This window comes from Mucilaginibacter rivuli (genome assembly GCF_019391655.1).
Taxonomy (GTDB): Bacteria; Bacteroidota; Bacteroidia; order Sphingobacteriales; family Sphingobacteriaceae; genus Mucilaginibacter; species Mucilaginibacter rivuli.
Genome location: NZ_JAHXPQ010000007.1, coordinates 230,407 through 246,806 on the forward strand (window position 1 = coordinate 230,407; position 16,400 = coordinate 246,806).

Annotated in this window: 16 protein-coding genes; 8 read left to right on the top strand and 8 right to left on the bottom strand. The window is 42.1% G+C overall.

Features of this window, described 5'->3' with window-relative positions; translation table 11 throughout:
• Window positions 1-43: 43 nt before the first annotated feature.
• Genes plsY through KXQ82_RS16940 form a run of 3 tightly spaced genes read left to right on the top strand, consistent with a single transcriptional unit; the run spans window position 44 to window position 2,265 of the window.
• Window positions 44-694, top strand: coding sequence for a glycerol-3-phosphate 1-O-acyltransferase PlsY (gene plsY, locus KXQ82_RS16930; RefSeq protein ID WP_219489641.1), 651 nt, complete (start codon window positions 44-46; stop codon window positions 692-694).
• Between the two features lie 2 nt (window positions 695-696).
• On the top strand, window positions 697-1,497 hold the full coding sequence (locus KXQ82_RS16935) for a M48 family metallopeptidase (RefSeq protein WP_219489642.1): 801 nt from the start codon (window positions 697-699) through the stop codon (window positions 1,495-1,497).
• Between the two features lie 39 nt (window positions 1,498-1,536).
• A complete protein-coding gene (locus KXQ82_RS16940; RefSeq protein WP_219489643.1) occupies window positions 1,537-2,265 on the top strand; it encodes a YqjF family protein in 729 nt (242 codons plus the stop codon).
• Between the two features lie 300 nt (window positions 2,266-2,565).
• Here the strand turns inward: KXQ82_RS16940 and KXQ82_RS16945 are convergent, their stop codons facing one another.
• The 4 genes from KXQ82_RS16945 to KXQ82_RS16960 form a co-directional block, all read right to left on the bottom strand.
• Window positions 2,566-3,813, bottom strand: coding sequence for an anthranilate synthase component I family protein (locus KXQ82_RS16945; RefSeq protein ID WP_255563699.1), 1,248 nt, complete (start codon window positions 3,811-3,813; stop codon window positions 2,566-2,568).
• A gap of 97 nt (window positions 3,814-3,910) precedes the next feature.
• The gene (locus KXQ82_RS16950; protein WP_219489645.1) at window positions 3,911-5,188 is read right to left on the bottom strand and encodes an adenylosuccinate synthase; all 1,278 of its coding nucleotides are present in this window, start codon (window positions 5,186-5,188) and stop codon (window positions 3,911-3,913) included.
• A 102-nt stretch (window positions 5,189-5,290) separates the two neighbouring features.
• Window positions 5,291-5,758 (bottom strand): Fur family transcriptional regulator, encoded by a 468-nt coding sequence (locus tag KXQ82_RS16955; protein WP_219489646.1) that lies wholly within the window; start codon window positions 5,756-5,758, stop codon window positions 5,291-5,293.
• A gap of 120 nt (window positions 5,759-5,878) precedes the next feature.
• On the bottom strand, window positions 5,879-8,101 hold the full coding sequence (locus KXQ82_RS16960) for a RelA/SpoT family protein (RefSeq protein WP_219489647.1): 2,223 nt from the start codon (window positions 8,099-8,101) through the stop codon (window positions 5,879-5,881).
• A gap of 186 nt (window positions 8,102-8,287) precedes the next feature.
• On the opposite strand from KXQ82_RS16960, the gene KXQ82_RS16965 reads away from it, so the two are divergent.
• From KXQ82_RS16965 to bshB1, 3 genes are read left to right on the top strand one after another with little or no spacing between them, the layout of a single operon-like run.
• A complete protein-coding gene (locus KXQ82_RS16965) occupies window positions 8,288-8,902 on the top strand; it encodes a DUF4294 domain-containing protein (RefSeq protein ID WP_219489648.1) in 615 nt (204 codons plus the stop codon).
• Window positions 8,902-9,405: a glutathione peroxidase gene (locus tag KXQ82_RS16970; RefSeq protein ID WP_219489649.1), complete on the top strand. Its 504-nt coding sequence runs from the start codon at window positions 8,902-8,904 to the stop codon at window positions 9,403-9,405. Before KXQ82_RS16965 ends, KXQ82_RS16970 begins: the two co-directional genes overlap by 1 nt.
• Before the next feature lies 1 nt (window position 9,406).
• Window positions 9,407-10,129 carry a bacillithiol biosynthesis deacetylase BshB1 gene (gene bshB1 / locus KXQ82_RS16975; RefSeq protein WP_219489650.1) on the top strand — a complete coding sequence of 241 codons (723 nt, stop codon included), beginning with the start codon at window positions 9,407-9,409 and terminating at the stop codon, window positions 10,127-10,129.
• A gap of 67 nt (window positions 10,130-10,196) precedes the next feature.
• Here the strand turns inward: bshB1 and KXQ82_RS16980 are convergent, their stop codons facing one another.
• From KXQ82_RS16980 to KXQ82_RS16990, 3 genes are all read right to left on the bottom strand, one after another.
• The gene (locus tag KXQ82_RS16980) at window positions 10,197-10,649 is read right to left on the bottom strand and encodes a hypothetical protein (protein WP_219489651.1); all 453 of its coding nucleotides are present in this window, start codon (window positions 10,647-10,649) and stop codon (window positions 10,197-10,199) included.
• 211 nt (window positions 10,650-10,860) lie between these two features.
• Window positions 10,861-12,192, bottom strand: a complete 1,332-nt coding sequence (gene lat / locus KXQ82_RS16985) for an L-lysine 6-transaminase (protein ID WP_219489652.1) — start codon at window positions 12,190-12,192, stop codon at window positions 10,861-10,863.
• Window positions 12,193-12,331: 139 nt separating this feature from the next.
• Window positions 12,332-13,270, bottom strand: coding sequence for a 1-aminocyclopropane-1-carboxylate deaminase/D-cysteine desulfhydrase (locus tag KXQ82_RS16990; protein ID WP_255563700.1), 939 nt, complete (start codon window positions 13,268-13,270; stop codon window positions 12,332-12,334).
• Between the two features lie 111 nt (window positions 13,271-13,381).
• Between KXQ82_RS16990 and KXQ82_RS16995 the strand changes: the two genes are divergently transcribed.
• Window positions 13,382-14,425 (top strand): RluA family pseudouridine synthase, encoded by a 1,044-nt coding sequence (locus tag KXQ82_RS16995; protein WP_219489653.1) that lies wholly within the window; start codon window positions 13,382-13,384, stop codon window positions 14,423-14,425.
• A gap of 23 nt (window positions 14,426-14,448) precedes the next feature.
• A complete protein-coding gene (locus KXQ82_RS17000; protein WP_255563701.1) occupies window positions 14,449-15,282 on the top strand; it encodes an aminotransferase class IV in 834 nt (277 codons plus the stop codon).
• 112 nt (window positions 15,283-15,394) lie between these two features.
• Here KXQ82_RS17000 and fmt read toward each other — a convergent pair whose 3' ends face one another.
• Window positions 15,395-16,312 (bottom strand): methionyl-tRNA formyltransferase, encoded by a 918-nt coding sequence (gene fmt, locus KXQ82_RS17005; protein WP_219489654.1) that lies wholly within the window; start codon window positions 16,310-16,312, stop codon window positions 15,395-15,397.
• Window positions 16,313-16,400 lie beyond the last annotated feature (88 nt).

The window sequence follows — 16,400 nt, forward strand, 5'->3', positions numbered from 1 at the left end:
ATATTATGGTGATTACGATAGCATTTAGTATTATTGTACTGAGATGATTTCAACCTATTCGATTTCAGCGCTCATACTGGCCTATTTGTTTGGTTCAATACCAACTGCTGTATGGATCGGGATGGCTTTTTATAAAGTTGATGTCCGCGAGTACGGCAGCGGTAATGCCGGTGCGACTAACACCTTCAGGGTACTGGGTAAAAGAGCCGGTATCCCTGTTATGCTTATTGATATTTTAAAAGGGTGGACAGCAACCAACCTGGCTTATTTTATAGGCATATCAACCACGGGCGCTATACATTCCACCGCTTTTACAAACTTTCAGCTGGCACTGGGCATTACAGCAGTAATGGGCCACCTGTTTCCCATATTTGCTGGCTTTAGGGGCGGCAAGGGCGTAGCTACATTATTTGGGATGGTTTTAGCCGTAAATATACAGGCCGCATTGCTTTGCGTAGCAGTATTCATTATTGTATTGTTAATTACCAAATATGTTTCGTTAAGCTCCATAACGGCAAGCTTTACTTACCTGATAGGGGTTACTTTTATTTTTACCGAAGGGGTAAATAAATCGGTAATTATATATGGCATGGCCATTTGCGTGTTGATATTAGTTACCCACCAGCGCAATGTGGAACGGTTATTGAATGGTAAAGAATCAAAGGTTAACCTGTTCAAAAAGAAAACCGCGTAATTATGAAAACATTCTCAACCAAAATTATTGTAACGGCCTTAGTTGTTGCAGCTATATCATCTTGTACAACAGTGCCAATTACCGGGCGCAAGCAATTTAATACCGTCAGCGATGCCGAAGTAAATCAATCGGCTGCAACAAGCTATTCACAACTATTATCAAGCCCGCAAACAGTTGTTGTTAGAACCGGTACCGATGCGCAGCGTGTAAAGCTGATTGGGGCAAGGTTGTCAAGCGCTATCGAAAAATATTTGAATACAAATGGGTATAGTAATCAGTACAATTTTAATTGGGAGTTTAACCTGATACAGAGTAAAGAAGTAAATGCCTGGTGTATGCCTGGCGGTAAGGTGGCTGTTTATTCAGGTATATTACCCGTTACACAAAATGATGCCGGTCTTGCAACAGTTTTAGCACACGAAATTGGCCACGCCGTTGCCCATCACTCTGCCGAGCGCATATCGCAACAGATGGTGGCTCAGGGTGTTGGAGGCATATTGGGCGCTTCTACCACAGGCGGAACGGCTACCGCTATTAACCAATTGTATGGTATTGGTGGCGGTTTGGTTTTGTTAAGCTATTCGCGCAACCAGGAGTCGGAAGCCGACAGATTGGGTTTAACTTTTATGGCTATGGCTGGATACGATCCGCACGAGGCACTTAATTTTTGGAACCGCATGATGACAGCCAGCAAAAACGGCGGCGGTACACCGGAATTTTTAAGCGATCACCCGTCTGATCAAAAACGTATTACTGATATACAGGCCAGGCTGCCCGAAGCCATGAAATATTACACTAAATAAATACAGGTCCCCCATAAAAAGGGGACTTTTGTTTTATATATGACCAAGCCAAAATTTCTGACTGCTAAGTGGACGAACCTGCTCATGTTAAACTATGAGGTCCCGCCCGAAATTTTGCTACCTCATTTACCACCCGGTACCGAACTGGACCTATGGGAAGGTAAATGTTTGGTGAGCATGGTTGGCTTTCTGTTTGAAGACACAAAAGTATTAGGTATCAAATGGCCGTTCCATATCAACTTTGAGGAAGTAAACCTACGCTTTTACGTACGTAGGTTTGATGGTAAGGAATGGAAGCGCGGCGCGGTATTTATCAGCGAAATTGTACCTAAATCGGTTATAGCCATTATGGCTAACACGCTTTATAACGAACATTACAGCGCCATGCCCATGCGCCATAATACTACCCACCTTAGCGATGGCCTTTTTGAGCACAAATACGAATGGAAGCTAAAAGGAAAATGGAACATGCTGGGTGCCATTGTGCACTTCGACGCCTTCCCTATGAAAAAAGATAGCGCAGAGGAATTTATATTTGAACACTACTGGGGTTATAACAAGCTTACCGAAACCAAAACGTTAGAATATGCCGTTGAGCACCCCAGCTGGAACGTGCGAGAAGTGCGGGATTATACCTTTGATGCGGATATAGCTAAATTATACGGAGAGGAGTTTGTACCGTATTTAAGTGTAAACCCGTTTTCGGCTTTCTTTGCCGATGGATCGGATGTGGCGGTGAGGGTAGCGGGGAAGATTACCACTAGTTAAAAGATGATGTGGTAATAAAAATCGAGACGCATTAAAACACCTGTTATTAAATTAATTCCACAATAGCAGACAATAAATATTATACGTTTATTCTTCCACCATAAATCGCAAATTAAAAATAGGATAAGCGTAAATAAAAGAACAACAAATGGGACGAAAAAATAAGTCAGTGCCGCAAGTTCCATAGCGCCAAAGTTTAAGAAAGCAATCGATAAAGCGAGTGAGCCCACACCCGATCCTATCAACAATAGGATGGATTTTATTTTACTAAGTACCATAATTGTTAACTAAAGTGAAAAATTATAATGGGTTTCCCAATACCTCAAATATTGCCTTTGCCTTCAACAAACACTCCTCGTATTCTTTTTCCGCATCAGCGGTATGCGTAATGGCGCTACCCACCTGGAATGATAGGTACTTGTTTTCCGCATTGTACAAAATGGTACGTATCACCACGTTAAAATCAAAGTCGCCATCGGGTCCAAAATAACCAATAGCACCGGAGTATACGCCTCGTTTACTGCGTTCGTATTGTTCCATTAAGCGCATGGCGTTTACCTTTGGCGCGCCTGTCATGCTACCCATAGGAAAGGTGCGTTTAATGGCCTGTACATCTGTTATGGCTTCATCTTTGGTGCAGGTAACTGTCGATATCATTTGATGCACCTGCTCAAAGCTATAAATACCAAAAAGCTCTTCAACCTGTACTGTTCCGGGTTTGGCAGCGCGGGTAAGGTCGTTACGTACCAAATCAACTATCATCACATTTTCCTGCTGTTCTTTTGGATGGTTCTTTAATTCAGCTTTCAGTCGTTCGTCTTCGGTTTTATCAGCGCTGCGTTTGGCTGTGCCTTTTATGGGTTGTGATATCAATTGCTCACCCCGTTTAGCTAAATACCTTTCGGGTGAGGCGGAAATAATGTATTTATCGCCCAGCTTAAAATGAGCGGCAAACGGCGTGGGGGAAATTTTATTAAGATGAGTAAATACTTCTAACGGGCTGATGGCGCAATCATCAGCATAAAATTCCTGGCAAAAATTGGTTTCGTAAATATCACCACGGATAATATGCTGCTGGATGGTTTTCACGGCTTCAATATATTCATCCCGGTTAAACCGCGATCGAATATTCAAGCCAGGCTGTGTGGTGTTTGTAATTAAAACCTGTTCTTCTATTTCATTAAGCACCTTATCGACATTATCCGAGACTATCTCGATCTCGCCATTTTTGATCAGGATGAGGTGCTCCGGCACAAAAAAATAAAGTTCCGGAAATTGTAGGTGATCGGGATGCGATGAAATCAGATCTTCAGTTTCATTTTTCAGATCGTATGAAAAAAATCCTAACAGGTGTCCTGGGTTTGCTAACCTGAATGTTTCCAGTTGCTCAAAGGCATTCCCGGTATCGCATTTTAATTGCTGCTTAATGCCAACACCAAGCAGGGTGTCAAACTTACTGTATTGGTCAGAAAAATCGTTTGAATTGAGATACGCAAATACATCAAAAGCCAAAGCCCATTGCAACGCCTTAGTTTTAAATGTTTCCATGTTAATTTTACCAGCGGTTATCTTCATCAAACAAAACCTATAAAATAATAAAAGGCCGTATTACCGGCCTCTATCTGTTTGTTTAAGTAATTTTATATTAGTGCAATACCAAAGTTTGTACCCTGTCCGGTCCAACCGAAAGGTATTTAACAGGTACTTCCAACTCTTTTTCCAGGAAAGCCATATAGTCGCTTAACCGTTGTGGTATCTCATTCAATTCGCGTATTCCGGTCAAGTCTTCATTCCAGCCATCAATTTCTTTGTAAACAGGCTTAGGTATTACCGAGCAGATATCGTATGGCATATAATCAATAGTCTCACCTTCATGAATGTAGTGCGTACATGCATAAATTTTATCAAAACCACTTAGTACATCCGCTTTAGTCATTACCAGTTGGGTAACGCCATTTAGCATAATGGCATATTTAAGCGCAGGCAGGTCTATCCAGCCGGTACGGCGCGGGCGGCCTGTTGTAGCGCCAAACTCGTGGCCAACTTTGCGTAGCTCTTCACCAACTTCGTTATCCAGCTCGGTAGGGAAGGGGCCGCCGCCAACACGGGTGCAATAGGCTTTAAATATACCTATTACATCGCCAATTTGCTGCGGGGCTATACCTAAACCGGTACAGGCGCCTGCAGTAGTAGTGTTTGATGAGGTTACAAAAGGGTATGAGCCAAAATCAATATCAAGCATGGTACCCTGCGCACCTTCGGCCAATACTTTTTTACCCTGTTTGATCGCGTTGTTAACGTAATGCTCAGAATCAACCAGTTCAAATTTCTTGATGAGCTCAATAGCTTCAAAAAATGCAGCCTCACGCTCGCTAAAATCGGCAACCTCGCCATACAATGCCTGCAGCATTGAGGTGTGTTTACCTTTTAACTTTTCATATTTTTCTTTAAAATCCGGCTGTAAAATATCGCCTATACGCAAACCGTTACGGCCGGTTTTATCCATGTAAGTTGGGCCTATGCCTTTCAAGGTCGAACCAATTTTACCATCGCCCATCTTCTTTTCAGATGCGGCATCAAGCAATTGGTGAGTAGGTAATATCAGGTGCGCTTTTTTCGCGATAAGCAGGTTCTTTTTTGCCAGCAGGTCATGCCCGGCATCTTTTAGCTTATCAATTTCACGCTTTAGCGTAATGGGGTCTATCACAACGCCATTACCTATCAGGTTAATGGTATTGTTAAAAAATATCCCGGAAGGAATGGTATTTAAAACGAATTTTTTACCGTCGAACTCTAAAGTATGCCCTGCATTAGGGCCGCCCTGGAAACGGGCTATCAAATCATAATCCGGACTCAATACGTCCACAATCTTTCCTTTTCCCTCGTCGCCCCATTGAAGGCCAAGTAATACGTCAACAGCCATTAGCTTTATTTATTCTTTAAATAGAAGTTCTAAAAATTGAGAAGCCCAAAGGTATAATCATTAACTAAACTATACAGATTAATTTGAAGATTTTTAGAAGTGTTAATTTCTTCTGTCGCAGCTACCTGTTTTCAGTTTGTCGCAATTGCCATACAGGTTTAACGAGTGGTGCTTTATCTCAAACTTTAAAATATCACCCATCATTGATTGTATCTGTTGAATACGCGGATCGCAAAACTCAACCACCTTGCCACAGTCAATGCAGATGATATGGTCATGCTGCTTGTAGCCGTACGATTTTTCGAACTGGGCCATGTTTTTACCAAACTGGTGCTTGGTTACCAGATCGCATGATACCAAAAGTTCCAATGTGTTATAAACCGTAGCACGGCTAACACGGTACTTTTTGTTTTTCATGTGGATGTATAACGATTCTACATCAAAATGGTCGCTGCGCGAATATATCTCTTCGAGTATGGCAAAGCGCTCTGGGGTTTTCCGGAGGCTTTTATTTTCGAGGTAAGCTTCGAAAATCTTTTTAACCATTGCTATGGTTTCCTGTTGGGGCATGCTTATTAATTATTAATTCAAAGGTAGTTTTTTTAGTTCACAGTCTATAGTCTTGAGTCGCCAGTCTTGAGTCAATTTTTATTGTCTTACTCATGACTATAGACTTTAGACTCAAGGCTCTCACGACGCTTTCTCCACCGAATCAAATCGCGTAACAGCCGTAATGCCTCTTACCGCATTCAGTTTTTTGATCAGGTTATCCAGGTGTTCAGTATCATTAACATATACCATTATTGATCCTTCAAAAATACCATTATCACTATCAACAGTAATAGAACGGATATTCACCTTAAAATCGTGCGATATAATGGTGGTTAGTTTGTTGATCAGGCCAACATCATCAATGCCGGTAATGCGTAATCCAGTAAGGAAAACCAGTTCCTGCTGGTTTGTCCAGCGTGCCTTCACCACGCGGTAGCCGTAGTTCGACATGAGTTTTGTAGCATTAGGGCAGTTGGTGCGGTGTATCTTAATGCCATCGCCAACGGTAATAAAGCCAAATACATCATCGCCGGGGATAGGGTTGCAGCAATTAGCCAGCTTATAGTCTATCTTCTGCATATCTTCGCCTATCAGCAAAATATCGCTGTCTTTGGCTTTGATGTTTTTGAGCAGGTTATGTACCTGGTCGGTCTCTATCTTATTCTCCTGTGGTTTAAGCTCAATTATCTTTTCTGAAGCTACGTACTCGCGCAGATCTTTCATATCGATCACGCCTTTGGCTACGTTGTAAAACAGGTCTTGGGTTGATGTTAGCTTAAAGAAATAGCTCAGCTTATAAAGGTTATCCGAGTTGTAAGTTATTTTTAACGATTTTAGCTTACGCTCTAATATTTCTTTACCATCCTCGGCAATTTTTCGGCGCTCCTCTTTAAGCGATGATTTGATCTTGGCCTTCGCTTTTGCGGTAACAACAATATTCAGCCAGTCTTCTTTCGGTGTTTGTTTTCCCGATGTGATGATCTCTACCTGGTCGCCGTTTTGCAACTTATAACTTAGCGGAACAAGTTTATGGTTAACCTTAGCCCCAATACAGCTTGCGCCAACATCCGAGTGTATCTCGAAGGCGAAGTCCAAAGCGGTAGCATTTTGAGGTAATTGTATAAGCGCTCCTTTCGGTGTAAAAATGAATATCTCATCAGAGAATAGGTTCATTTTAAAATCATCCAGAAAATCCAATGCGTTAGCATCGGGGTTCTTCAGCATTTCGCGTACTTTTTGCACCCATAGGTCAAGGCCGCTATCGGTTGATGATTCTTTGTATTTCCAGTGTGCAGCAAAGCCTTTCTCAGCAATTTCGTTCATGCGTTTGGTGCGTATCTGCACTTCAACCCATTGCCCCCGCGGGCCCATTACCGTGGTGTGTAAACTCTCATAACCATTTGCTTTGGGCGATGATATCCAGTCGCGCAAGCGATCGGGGTTAGGACGGTAAAGGTCGGTAACTATTGAGTATGCTTTCCAACAGTCGGCTTTTTCATTTTCAGGTGTGCTGTCCAAAATAATACGGATGGCAAAAAGGTCATACACTTCTTCAAAAGGGATAGCCTTTTTCTTCATCTTGTTCCAGATGGAATGAATAGATTTTGGCCGCCCGAAGATATCAACGTGAAGGTCTTGCGCAACGATCACTTTTCTTACCGGTTCAATAAAATCGCGGATGAATTTTTCGCGCTCGGCCTTTTTCTCGTTCAGCTTATTTTTAATGAACTGATAAGTTTCGTGCTCGGTGTATTTCATCGAGAGGTCTTCCAGTTCAGACTTTATGGCATACAAGCCCAGCCTGTGTGCCAAAGGGGCATATAGGTATATAGTTTCTGATGAGAGTTTTAACTGCTTATCGCGCGGCATAAACTCCATGGTGCGCATGTTGTGCAGCCTATCGGCAAGCTTGATCAGGATAACCCTTACATCATCAGCAAGGGTAAGCAACATTTTACGGAAGTTTTCGGCCTGCAGCGAACTGTTGGTATCAAAAACACCCGATATTTTAGTTAGTCCGTCAATAATTTTGGCTACTTTTTTACCAAAATCGCGCTCTATGTCATCTAAAGTAACACTGGTATCTTCCACAACATCGTGCAACAGCGCACAAACAATTGATGTAGTACCCAGCCCAATTTCTTCGGCGGCTATTTGCGCTACTGCAATGGGGTGATAAATATAGGGCTCGCCCGATTTGCGGCGCATATCTTTATGGCTTTCCAGGGCCATATCAAATGCTTTGCGTATCATGCTTTTATCGCCTTTTTGCATAGTAGGCTTACAGGCACGCAGCAAAGCCCGGTATCTTTTTAGTATTTCAGTTTTTTCGGCTTCCAGGTCAATCACTAATTCTTTCATTCAGAGTAGCTTATTTTTGTATTCCCCAAACTATGCGTGTAACTTCTTCGTTATTTTGCAAGGCAACACGGGTTACTTCCGGGGTAATAAGGTATTAATATGCAATATTATTGTAACAAACTATTAATTGTTAGCCTGTTTATGGGTTTACACAAAAAATAGGTTTAATTTTATACACGTAAAATTATGAAATTTATCGGGCTTTTATGCGTATTTACTTGTTTATCGGTATTTGTACTGGCCCAAAGCCTGCACCCGCCATTGCCTAAATTAGGCAAAAATGATACCATACATGTAGCCGTGACAGAGCTTGACGGCGAAATGGTACCCTGGCTGCTTTTAAAGGGGGTGGATATATATGATCATCGGGTTTTTTTAACCAAAGAATCGCGCGATGGTTATTTACGCCTCCGTTATAACGTGTTAAAAGTTGCCCCGTATGCCATGTTTGCAGGTAACAGGTACCGCCAGTTAGAGCGTGATTTGGCCACCACTGCTGATAAGGGTAAGCAAAAAGAAATGGTAAAGGCTTGCGAAAAGCAGATTAAAGATCTGTTTAATAACAAGATAAAAGACATGAGTATAACCCAGGGCGAAATATTAATTAAATTAGTTAACCGTGAAACAGGCACTACAAGTTTTGCGTTAGTTAAAGAATTAAAAGGCAGCATCAATGCTTTCATGTTTCAGTCGCTTGCAAGGTTGTTTGGGCATAACTTAAAAGAAACCTATGATCCGCAGGAAGAATATGAAATTGAGAACATATTGAACCAGGCCGGTTATAAATATCATAGAAACTAATGGACGAACATACCATTTACCGTTTTAATGTTAAAAAGTTAAACGGTGAAGAGATAAGCCTGTCGAGGTACACCAATAAGGTGCTCCTGATTGTGAACACGGCATCCGAATGTGGTTTTGCACCACAACTGCAAGACCTGGAAGAGTTACGCAAAGCGTTTGAAGGGACAGATTTTGAAATACTGGCTTTTCCATCTAATGATTTTGGCGGACAGGAACCTTTAGACGATAGCGGTTTAGCATCTTTTTGCGAAATTAATCATGGCGCTAATTATCAAACCTTTGCTAAAATACGGGTGAGGGGTACTTATGCTAATCCTTTATATAAGTTTCTGGCGGATAAAAAACTGAATGGGAACATAAAATCGACACCTAAATGGAATTTTCATAAATACCTGATCAATAGAAAAGGAGAGGTTGTTGACTTTTTTTACCCCTTTACCAAACCCAATTCATCAAAAATAAAAAAGAAGATCGCACGCTTGCTGTCATCTAAAAATTAATATGTCCAAATTAGATATCCTTGTTTTAGCCGTACACCCCGACGATGCCGAATTAGGCTGCGGCGGCACTATACTTAAGCACATTGCATTAGGCCATAAAGTTGGCATTGTTGATTTAACCCGTGGCGAGTTGGGCACCCGTGGCTCTGCCGAATTGCGGGATAAGGAAGCTGCCCTGGCAGCTGAAATACTGGGCTTAACTGTTAGAGAAAACCTGGCTTTAGCCGATGGCTTTTTTAAGAATGACCGGGATCACCAACTCAAAGTTATTTCGGCTATCCGTAAGTATCAGCCCAAAATTGTAATTACTAATGCTTATCATGACAGGCACCCTGATCATGGCCGTGCAAGTGAGTTGGTGGAATCCGCTGCATTTTTATCAGGATTGATAAAAGTTGAAACAATATTGGATGGTAAAAAACAGGCACCGTGGCGGCCTGGATTAACATTACACTTTATACAGGATAACTATATCCAGCCGGATATTGTAATTGATATAACCGAACACTGGAATAAAAAAATGGAGAGTGTGCGTGCTTACGGAACCCAGTTTTTTAATCCTGAGTCGGATGAGAAAAATGAGACGTATATTTCATCTCCCGATTTTTACGATATTATAGAAGGCCGTGCACGCGAGTTTGGCAAAAGTATTGGTGTTAAATATGGCGAGGGTTATACTTCTAAAAAAATATTGGGTGTTGAAAACCTGTTTAGCCTCAAATAATCATTAAAATAAGAAAGCCGATAGATATTATCGACTTTCTTATATTTATGATAAGTAACAATAATAATTATGGCTTAACATAATCAAAACGGTTATTATCATTGTTTCTTTCGCGTTTAAGTTTACCTTCATTCGCGAGTTTTAACAGGATGCCTGATAATTCAGAGGTTTTAAAATCAGAATCATAGCTCTCTTTGCAATAATTTGCTATTGATGCTATTGATCTGCGTGTATCAAAAAAATCAGTATGGATAATCTGGTTCAGGATTTTTGTTGCACCGGGTTTTTTACGTCCGCGTATCCTGCCTTCTCCATCATCTTCATAATCAGCCCTTCTCTTACGCACGCGGTTATCTTGCAGCTTGATAGATTCGCCATCATAATCGTGTCTTTCACCGTCAATAATGCTATCTAATAGTCTGTCAATAATTTTAACCTGTACGGCTTCTGAGTTGAAGGCGTTAACAACCTCAGATATCTCCAATAGTTGTTTTCTTAGTTTTTCGGTGTGTTTGCTCATGATGCTTAATAAGTGCTTGAATGTAATACAATTGCATCCGTGGGGAAACAGATGCATCTGCAAAATTACTTGTTTTTTTGTATATTAATTGCGCAAATTATATATTTAATTTAATGATACAACGTTTTATATTGTAAAAAGTGTTTATTATTATAAAAAAAAGACATAACATTATTGATACGTGAGTTTTATGATAATTATTTTCTTTAAACTAAAAATTAACTAATATTCGCTCAATAATATCCATGCCTTCATCAATATGTATGGTATCCATAATAAGGGCAGGTCTAAACCTGATGCTTTTATCGCCACAGCCAATAAACAATACATTATTTTCTAACCCTTTCTGCATAAACGTATTTCGTTGAGCCGCGGTTTCAAAATCAAATGCTGTTAATAAACCCCGGCCGCGTACATTACTCATAACTTCATATTTTTCTGATATTTTTATGAGCTTTTGCTGGAGGTAACCGCCTGTAAATGCAGCGTTTTCGCATAGTTTATCATCATTTATAATTTCCAGTATTTTGCTTGCACGCACCATATCTGCAAGGCTGCCACCCCATGTTGAGTTGATACGTGATGATACCGTAAATACATTGTGCTCTATTTCATCAATCCTTTTACCAACCAGCATACCGCAAACCTGCATCTTTTTACCGAAGGCTATTATATCCGGCCGCGCCTTATCACCAAAGTGCTGGTGGCACCAAAATTTACCTGTTAAGCCAACACCGGTTTGTATCTCATCATATATCAGCATAGCCTCGTACTCATCCGCCAACAGGCGTAATTGTTCTAAAAACTCCGGGCGTACGTGGTTATCGCCACCTTCTGATTGGATAGGCTCAATAATGATGGCGCAAACATCATCCTTATTATCAGCAAAAGCTTTTCGTATTTGAGCGATCGATCTAGCTTCTTTCCTTAATAACTCCTCATGCCGCTCATCCGAATACGGGAACTCCATAATTGGGGTAGATACCCTGGGCCAATCAAACTGCGCGTACCACTTGGTTTTTTCGGGACTGGTGTTGGTTAGGCTCATAGTATAACCCGTGCGGCCATGAAAAGCATGCTCAAAGTGTATCACCTTAAGGCCTTTGGCTTCAGTATAACCTTTGGCGAAATTTTTCTGCACCTTCCAATCCATCGATGCTTTTAAGGCATTTTCTATGGCAAGGCCTCCGCCGGCTACAAAGAAAGCGTGGGGCAAGTAGTCGGGTATGCCTATACGGCCAAATGTTTCAACAAATTGGGCGTATTGGGTGGTGTAGATATCTGAGTTTGAAGGGTTGTTCAATGCGGCCAGCATCAGGTTGTTTTTAAATTCATCATCATCCATCATTTTGGGATGGTTGTACCCTATGGGAACCGAGGCAAAGCAGCTAAAAAAATCAAGAATGGTACGCTTATGTTTCGAATCGTAGATGTGTATGCCTTTGCTTTTCTCCAGGTCGAACGTCAGGTCGAAACCATCGGCAAGGATGTGTTTTTGTAAAATGGGTTGAACGTTTTCGGCTGTAACTGATAGGTTATACATGGCAGTTTGGTATTTAACCAAATTTACCAAAATGCCTTAATACAAACAAATTTGAAGGTTTTTGAACTGCTTATGCCAAAACAATGTTTAAACAATTTAAACCTGCTTTTTATACCCTAATTGATTTTGGGCCTAAATTTTATTTATCAGCAAAAGGTAAAAACTTGTCTTTCATACCCAACAAACCCCAGGTACCACCGGTATGAATGGCCAATATTTTACTGCCACGTTTAAAATAATTTTTGCCCGCCAGGTCAAATATCGCGTAAAGCATTTTGCCGGTATAAACAGGATCGATAAGGATACCGGTAGTGGCTACAAATTGCTGTATAAAGCCAATAAGTTGGGGCGTAGTTTTGGCATATCCGCCAAAATGGTAATCGGTATGCAATTGATAAACTGATGGTTTTAACAGGTACTTATCAATCTCATTGGCTATAAAACTACCATTCTTAAAAACAGGTATAGCGTGAAACTCAGTTTCAAGATAATTGTTGTTGATACCGTTGATAATTCCCGCCGCTGTTGTACCCGTACCGCAGGCGCAAAAAATGTGGTTATAATTATGCATCAGTTCATCCATCAATTCGCTGCATCCTTGGGCGCCTTCGGGCGATGAACCGCCTTCATCAATAAAAAAGGCATTGGCATCGTTACTAAAATATCGGGTAAACAGGCTTGGCTTATCGCGATAACTTTCCCGGTCAACAAACAACAAATTCATCCCGTAAAGGCTGCACAAAAACAAATGATCATTTGTCACTTCTTCACCCCGCACAATGCCTGTTGCTTTAAAGCCAAACTGAGCCGCCGCTGCCGCAGTTGCCAGCAGGTGATTGGAATATGCGCCGCCAAAAGTTACCAGGTGATCCTGCTTTTCATCGCGTGCTTTTAGGAGCGTATACTTTAGCTTGCGCCATTTGTTGCCTGATATAATGGGATGTATCAGATCATCGCGCTTTAGGTACAGGTCAATGCCTTTCTCATTCAGCAAAGGATGCCTTATCTCGTGTATAGGGCTAAATATTTCGAGCTCAATTTCTTTCATCTTTAACAATTGCGCAATGGCTTGTGCCATTCACCTCCTGAGGTACGAACCCTTGTGTACTTTGTTAAGCAAAATTCACAACTCACATTAAAAATACACAAAATTAGATACCCCTTAAAAAAACAAGTATTTTTGCCGTTAATGAACCAGCAACCCGAAGTAGACGAACAGGAAGAACAGGACTTATATGAGCACCTGCGTGTGGTGGTTGATAAGGGTCAGTCGCTGTTGCGGATAGACAAGTTTTTGATGCACAAAGTTGAGAACGCATCGCGTAACCGTATTCAAAACGCTATCGATCTGGGCAACGTATTGGTTAATGATAAGCCAATAAAGGCCAGCTATAAGGTAAAGCCGCTCGATGTTATTTCGGTAGTATTACCCCATCCCCCGCGAGATACCGAGGTTTACCCGGAGAACATACCGCTCAATATTGTTTACGAAGACGATGACGTACTGGTAGTAAACAAACCTCCGGGCCTGGTAGTGCACCCCGGGTATAATAATTACACGGGTACTTTAGTTAATGGTTTGGTGTACCATTTTCAGCAATTGCCAACCCTTCCGGGGAATGATGGCAGGCCGGGTTTGGTGCACCGGATAGATAAGGACACCTCGGGGTTACTCCTCATCAGTAAGAACGAACGTGCCATGACCTGGCTTGCCCGCCAGTTTTATGAGCATACCATTGCCCGCAGGTATATAGCACTGGTTTGGGGTGATCTGGAAACCGACGGCACTGTAGAAGGTTACATAGGCCGCAGTATTAAAGACCGTAGAGTGATGAGCATTTACGATGATCCCGAAAAGGGGAAATGGAGCGTTACCCATTACAAGGTGCTGGAGCGGTTGAATTACGTTACCCTGATAGAATGCCAATTGGAGACCGGCCGCACGCACCAGATACGCGCGCACATGAAACATATAGGACACCCTTTGTTTAGCGATGCTACCTATGGCGGCGACAGCATTTTGAAAGGTACGGTATTTAGTAAGTACAAGCAATTTGTTGACAATTGCTTTGAGCTGATGCCCCGCCAGGCCCTGCACGCACAAAGCCTGGGTTTTGTGCACCCAACCAAGCGCGAGTTTATTTATTTTGAGGCCCCACTGCCCGAAGACTTTAAGTCGGTTTTAGCAAAGTGGCAAAAATATATGTCGGCCTCGGCAGAGCAAAACAGTTAGTTTATTGTTAACATGAATTAATTATGCCAGCGTTCATCAATTTTAACGGAGAGATACTCCCTGCCGATACTAACTTGCTCACTATTGCTAATCGTGGCTTTCGTTATGGTGATGGGCTTTTTGAAAGCATGCGCCTGATGAAAGGCAAGCTCAAATTTGTTGACCTGCATGCCGACCGCCTGCAAAAAGGAATGAAAGCATTGCAACTGGAAGGCTACTCGCAAATGGATAGTTGGTTTTTGAAAGAAAAAGCCGAAGAGCTGGCCCGCCGTAACCAGGCCAAACACGCCCGCCTGCGCCTTACCGTTTATCGTGACGCCGAGGGCCTGTACACACCAACACAAAACAAAACCGGCTACAGCCTTGAACTTACTCCGGTTGAAGAACCGCGTTACTTTTTAAATACCCGCGGGTTGATAATGGATATTTACGAAGATGTACCCAAGGCCATCAACATATTATCCAACTATAAAACCTGCAATTCCATGTTATATGTAATGGCGGGCCTGTTTAAAACGCAGAATAGTTTGGATGAAGCCTTTATCATTAACCAAAAGGGTAACCTGTGCGAAACCATTAGCGCCAACGTATTTGTGCGTTACCAAAATACACTGTACACCCCCGCACTAAGCGAGGGCTGCATTGGCGGTGTTATGCGCCAGGTGGTAATGGATATTGCCACCAAAAACGGTATCCCTGTAGTGGAAGCCGAGATAGTGCCCGAAATATTGTATGAAGCCGATGAAGTATTTATTACCAATGCTACGCGCGGCATACAATGGGTGATGGGCTTTGGCGTTCGCCGTTATTTTAACGAGTTGAGCAAGTTGCTGATGGATGAGTTGAATAAATTGTGATATTACACAAAAAAGTTATCCCGAGCTTGTTTCGGCCCCACTCGCTAAATGGAAGATGTATCTTTCTGATGAGATGCTGAAATAAGCTCAGCATAACCTATTAGTTTTGTCGCTATAATCTCACACCCCTCAAAAACTCCTCAACACCCATACGCTTTTTGCCTTCCAGTTGTATATCAGTAACGCTGATAAAACCATCAGGGCAGGCAAACTTCAGGTAGGTTTTTTGGTCGGTTAAAAAAGCGCCGGGCGATAGGCCGGGTTCTGTTTCCGTCATTTCGGCTTTAAACACTTTCAGCAGCTTATCATTCAAAAAAGTATAAGCGGTAGGATAGGGGCTTAAGCCACGGATCAGGTTATATACCTTTTCCACGGGTTGGTTAAAGTTTATCAGGCAATCCTCCTTGAATATCTTAGGCGCATGTTTTAGTTCAGCATCGGCAGTCATGCTGTTTTGGGGTAACTCTTTATAGTCGCCGCTTTCAATAGCTTTAACCGTTTTAACCAGCAGGCCCGCGCCAACGGTCATCAGGTTATCGTGCAGGTCGCCCGCGGTATGGTGACTATCAATAGGCACGCTTTCGCTGAAAAGTACGTCGCCGGTATCAATATCATGTTTTAAAAAGAAAGTTGTTACTCCGCTAAGCAACTCGCCATTAATAATAGCCCAGTTGATAGGCGCCGCGCCGCGGTAATTGGGCAGCAGCGAAGCATGCAGGTTAATGGTACCTTTAGGCGGCATATTCCAAACTACCTCAGGCAGCATACGGAAGGCAACAACTACCTGCAGATCGGCATCCAGGCTTTTTAATTCAGCTAAAAACTCCGGGTTCTTCAGCTTTTCGGGTTGTAATACATTCAAACCATTAGCAACGGCATATTGCTTTACCGCGCTTTCGCTTAACTTTTGCCCGCGGCCGGCCGGTTTATCCGGGGCTGTTATCACACCAACCACATCAAAGCCCACCTTTATCAGTGCATCCAGTGATGCCACCGCAAACTCGGGCGTGCCCATAAATACTATCTTCATAATTATAACAAAGGTAAATAATGTTTGGATGCGGATGTGCAAATTAGTTAATGTGCGGATGTGCAAATGGAAAATATGGGTCTTATAA

Excerpts from the sequence above, each read along its gene's own strand:
- KXQ82_RS16950 (WP_219489645.1), bottom strand. The coding sequence starts at position 5,188 with ATGGCTGTTGACGTATTACTTGGCCTTCAATGGGGCGACGAGGGAAAA.
- KXQ82_RS16980 (WP_219489651.1), bottom strand. The coding sequence starts at position 10,649 with ATGAGCAAACACACCGAAAAACTAAGAAAACAACTATTGGAGATATCT.
- KXQ82_RS16940 (WP_219489643.1), top strand. The coding sequence starts at position 1,537 with ATGACCAAGCCAAAATTTCTGACTGCTAAGTGGACGAACCTGCTCATG.
- KXQ82_RS16955 (WP_219489646.1), bottom strand. The coding sequence starts at position 5,758 with ATGCCCCAACAGGAAACCATAGCAATGGTTAAAAAGATTTTCGAAGCT.
- KXQ82_RS16945 (WP_255563699.1), bottom strand. The coding sequence starts at position 3,813 with ATGGAAACATTTAAAACTAAGGCGTTGCAATGGGCTTTGGCTTTTGAT.
- plsY (WP_219489641.1), top strand. The coding sequence starts at position 44 with ATGATTTCAACCTATTCGATTTCAGCGCTCATACTGGCCTATTTGTTT.
- KXQ82_RS16995 (WP_219489653.1), top strand. The coding sequence starts at position 13,382 with ATGAACCAGCAACCCGAAGTAGACGAACAGGAAGAACAGGACTTATAT.
- KXQ82_RS16935 (WP_219489642.1), top strand. The coding sequence starts at position 697 with ATGAAAACATTCTCAACCAAAATTATTGTAACGGCCTTAGTTGTTGCA.
- KXQ82_RS17000 (WP_255563701.1), top strand. The coding sequence starts at position 14,449 with ATGCCAGCGTTCATCAATTTTAACGGAGAGATACTCCCTGCCGATACT.
- KXQ82_RS16960 (WP_219489647.1), bottom strand. The coding sequence starts at position 8,101 with ATGAAAGAATTAGTGATTGACCTGGAAGCCGAAAAAACTGAAATACTA.
- fmt (WP_219489654.1), bottom strand. The coding sequence starts at position 16,312 with ATGAAGATAGTATTTATGGGCACGCCCGAGTTTGCGGTGGCATCACTG.
- KXQ82_RS16965 (WP_219489648.1), top strand. The coding sequence starts at position 8,288 with ATGAAATTTATCGGGCTTTTATGCGTATTTACTTGTTTATCGGTATTT.
- KXQ82_RS16970 (WP_219489649.1), top strand. The coding sequence starts at position 8,902 with ATGGACGAACATACCATTTACCGTTTTAATGTTAAAAAGTTAAACGGT.
- lat (WP_219489652.1), bottom strand. The coding sequence starts at position 12,192 with ATGTATAACCTATCAGTTACAGCCGAAAACGTTCAACCCATTTTACAA.
- KXQ82_RS16990 (WP_255563700.1), bottom strand. The coding sequence starts at position 13,270 with ATGGCACAAGCCATTGCGCAATTGTTAAAGATGAAAGAAATTGAGCTC.
- bshB1 (WP_219489650.1), top strand. The coding sequence starts at position 9,407 with ATGTCCAAATTAGATATCCTTGTTTTAGCCGTACACCCCGACGATGCC.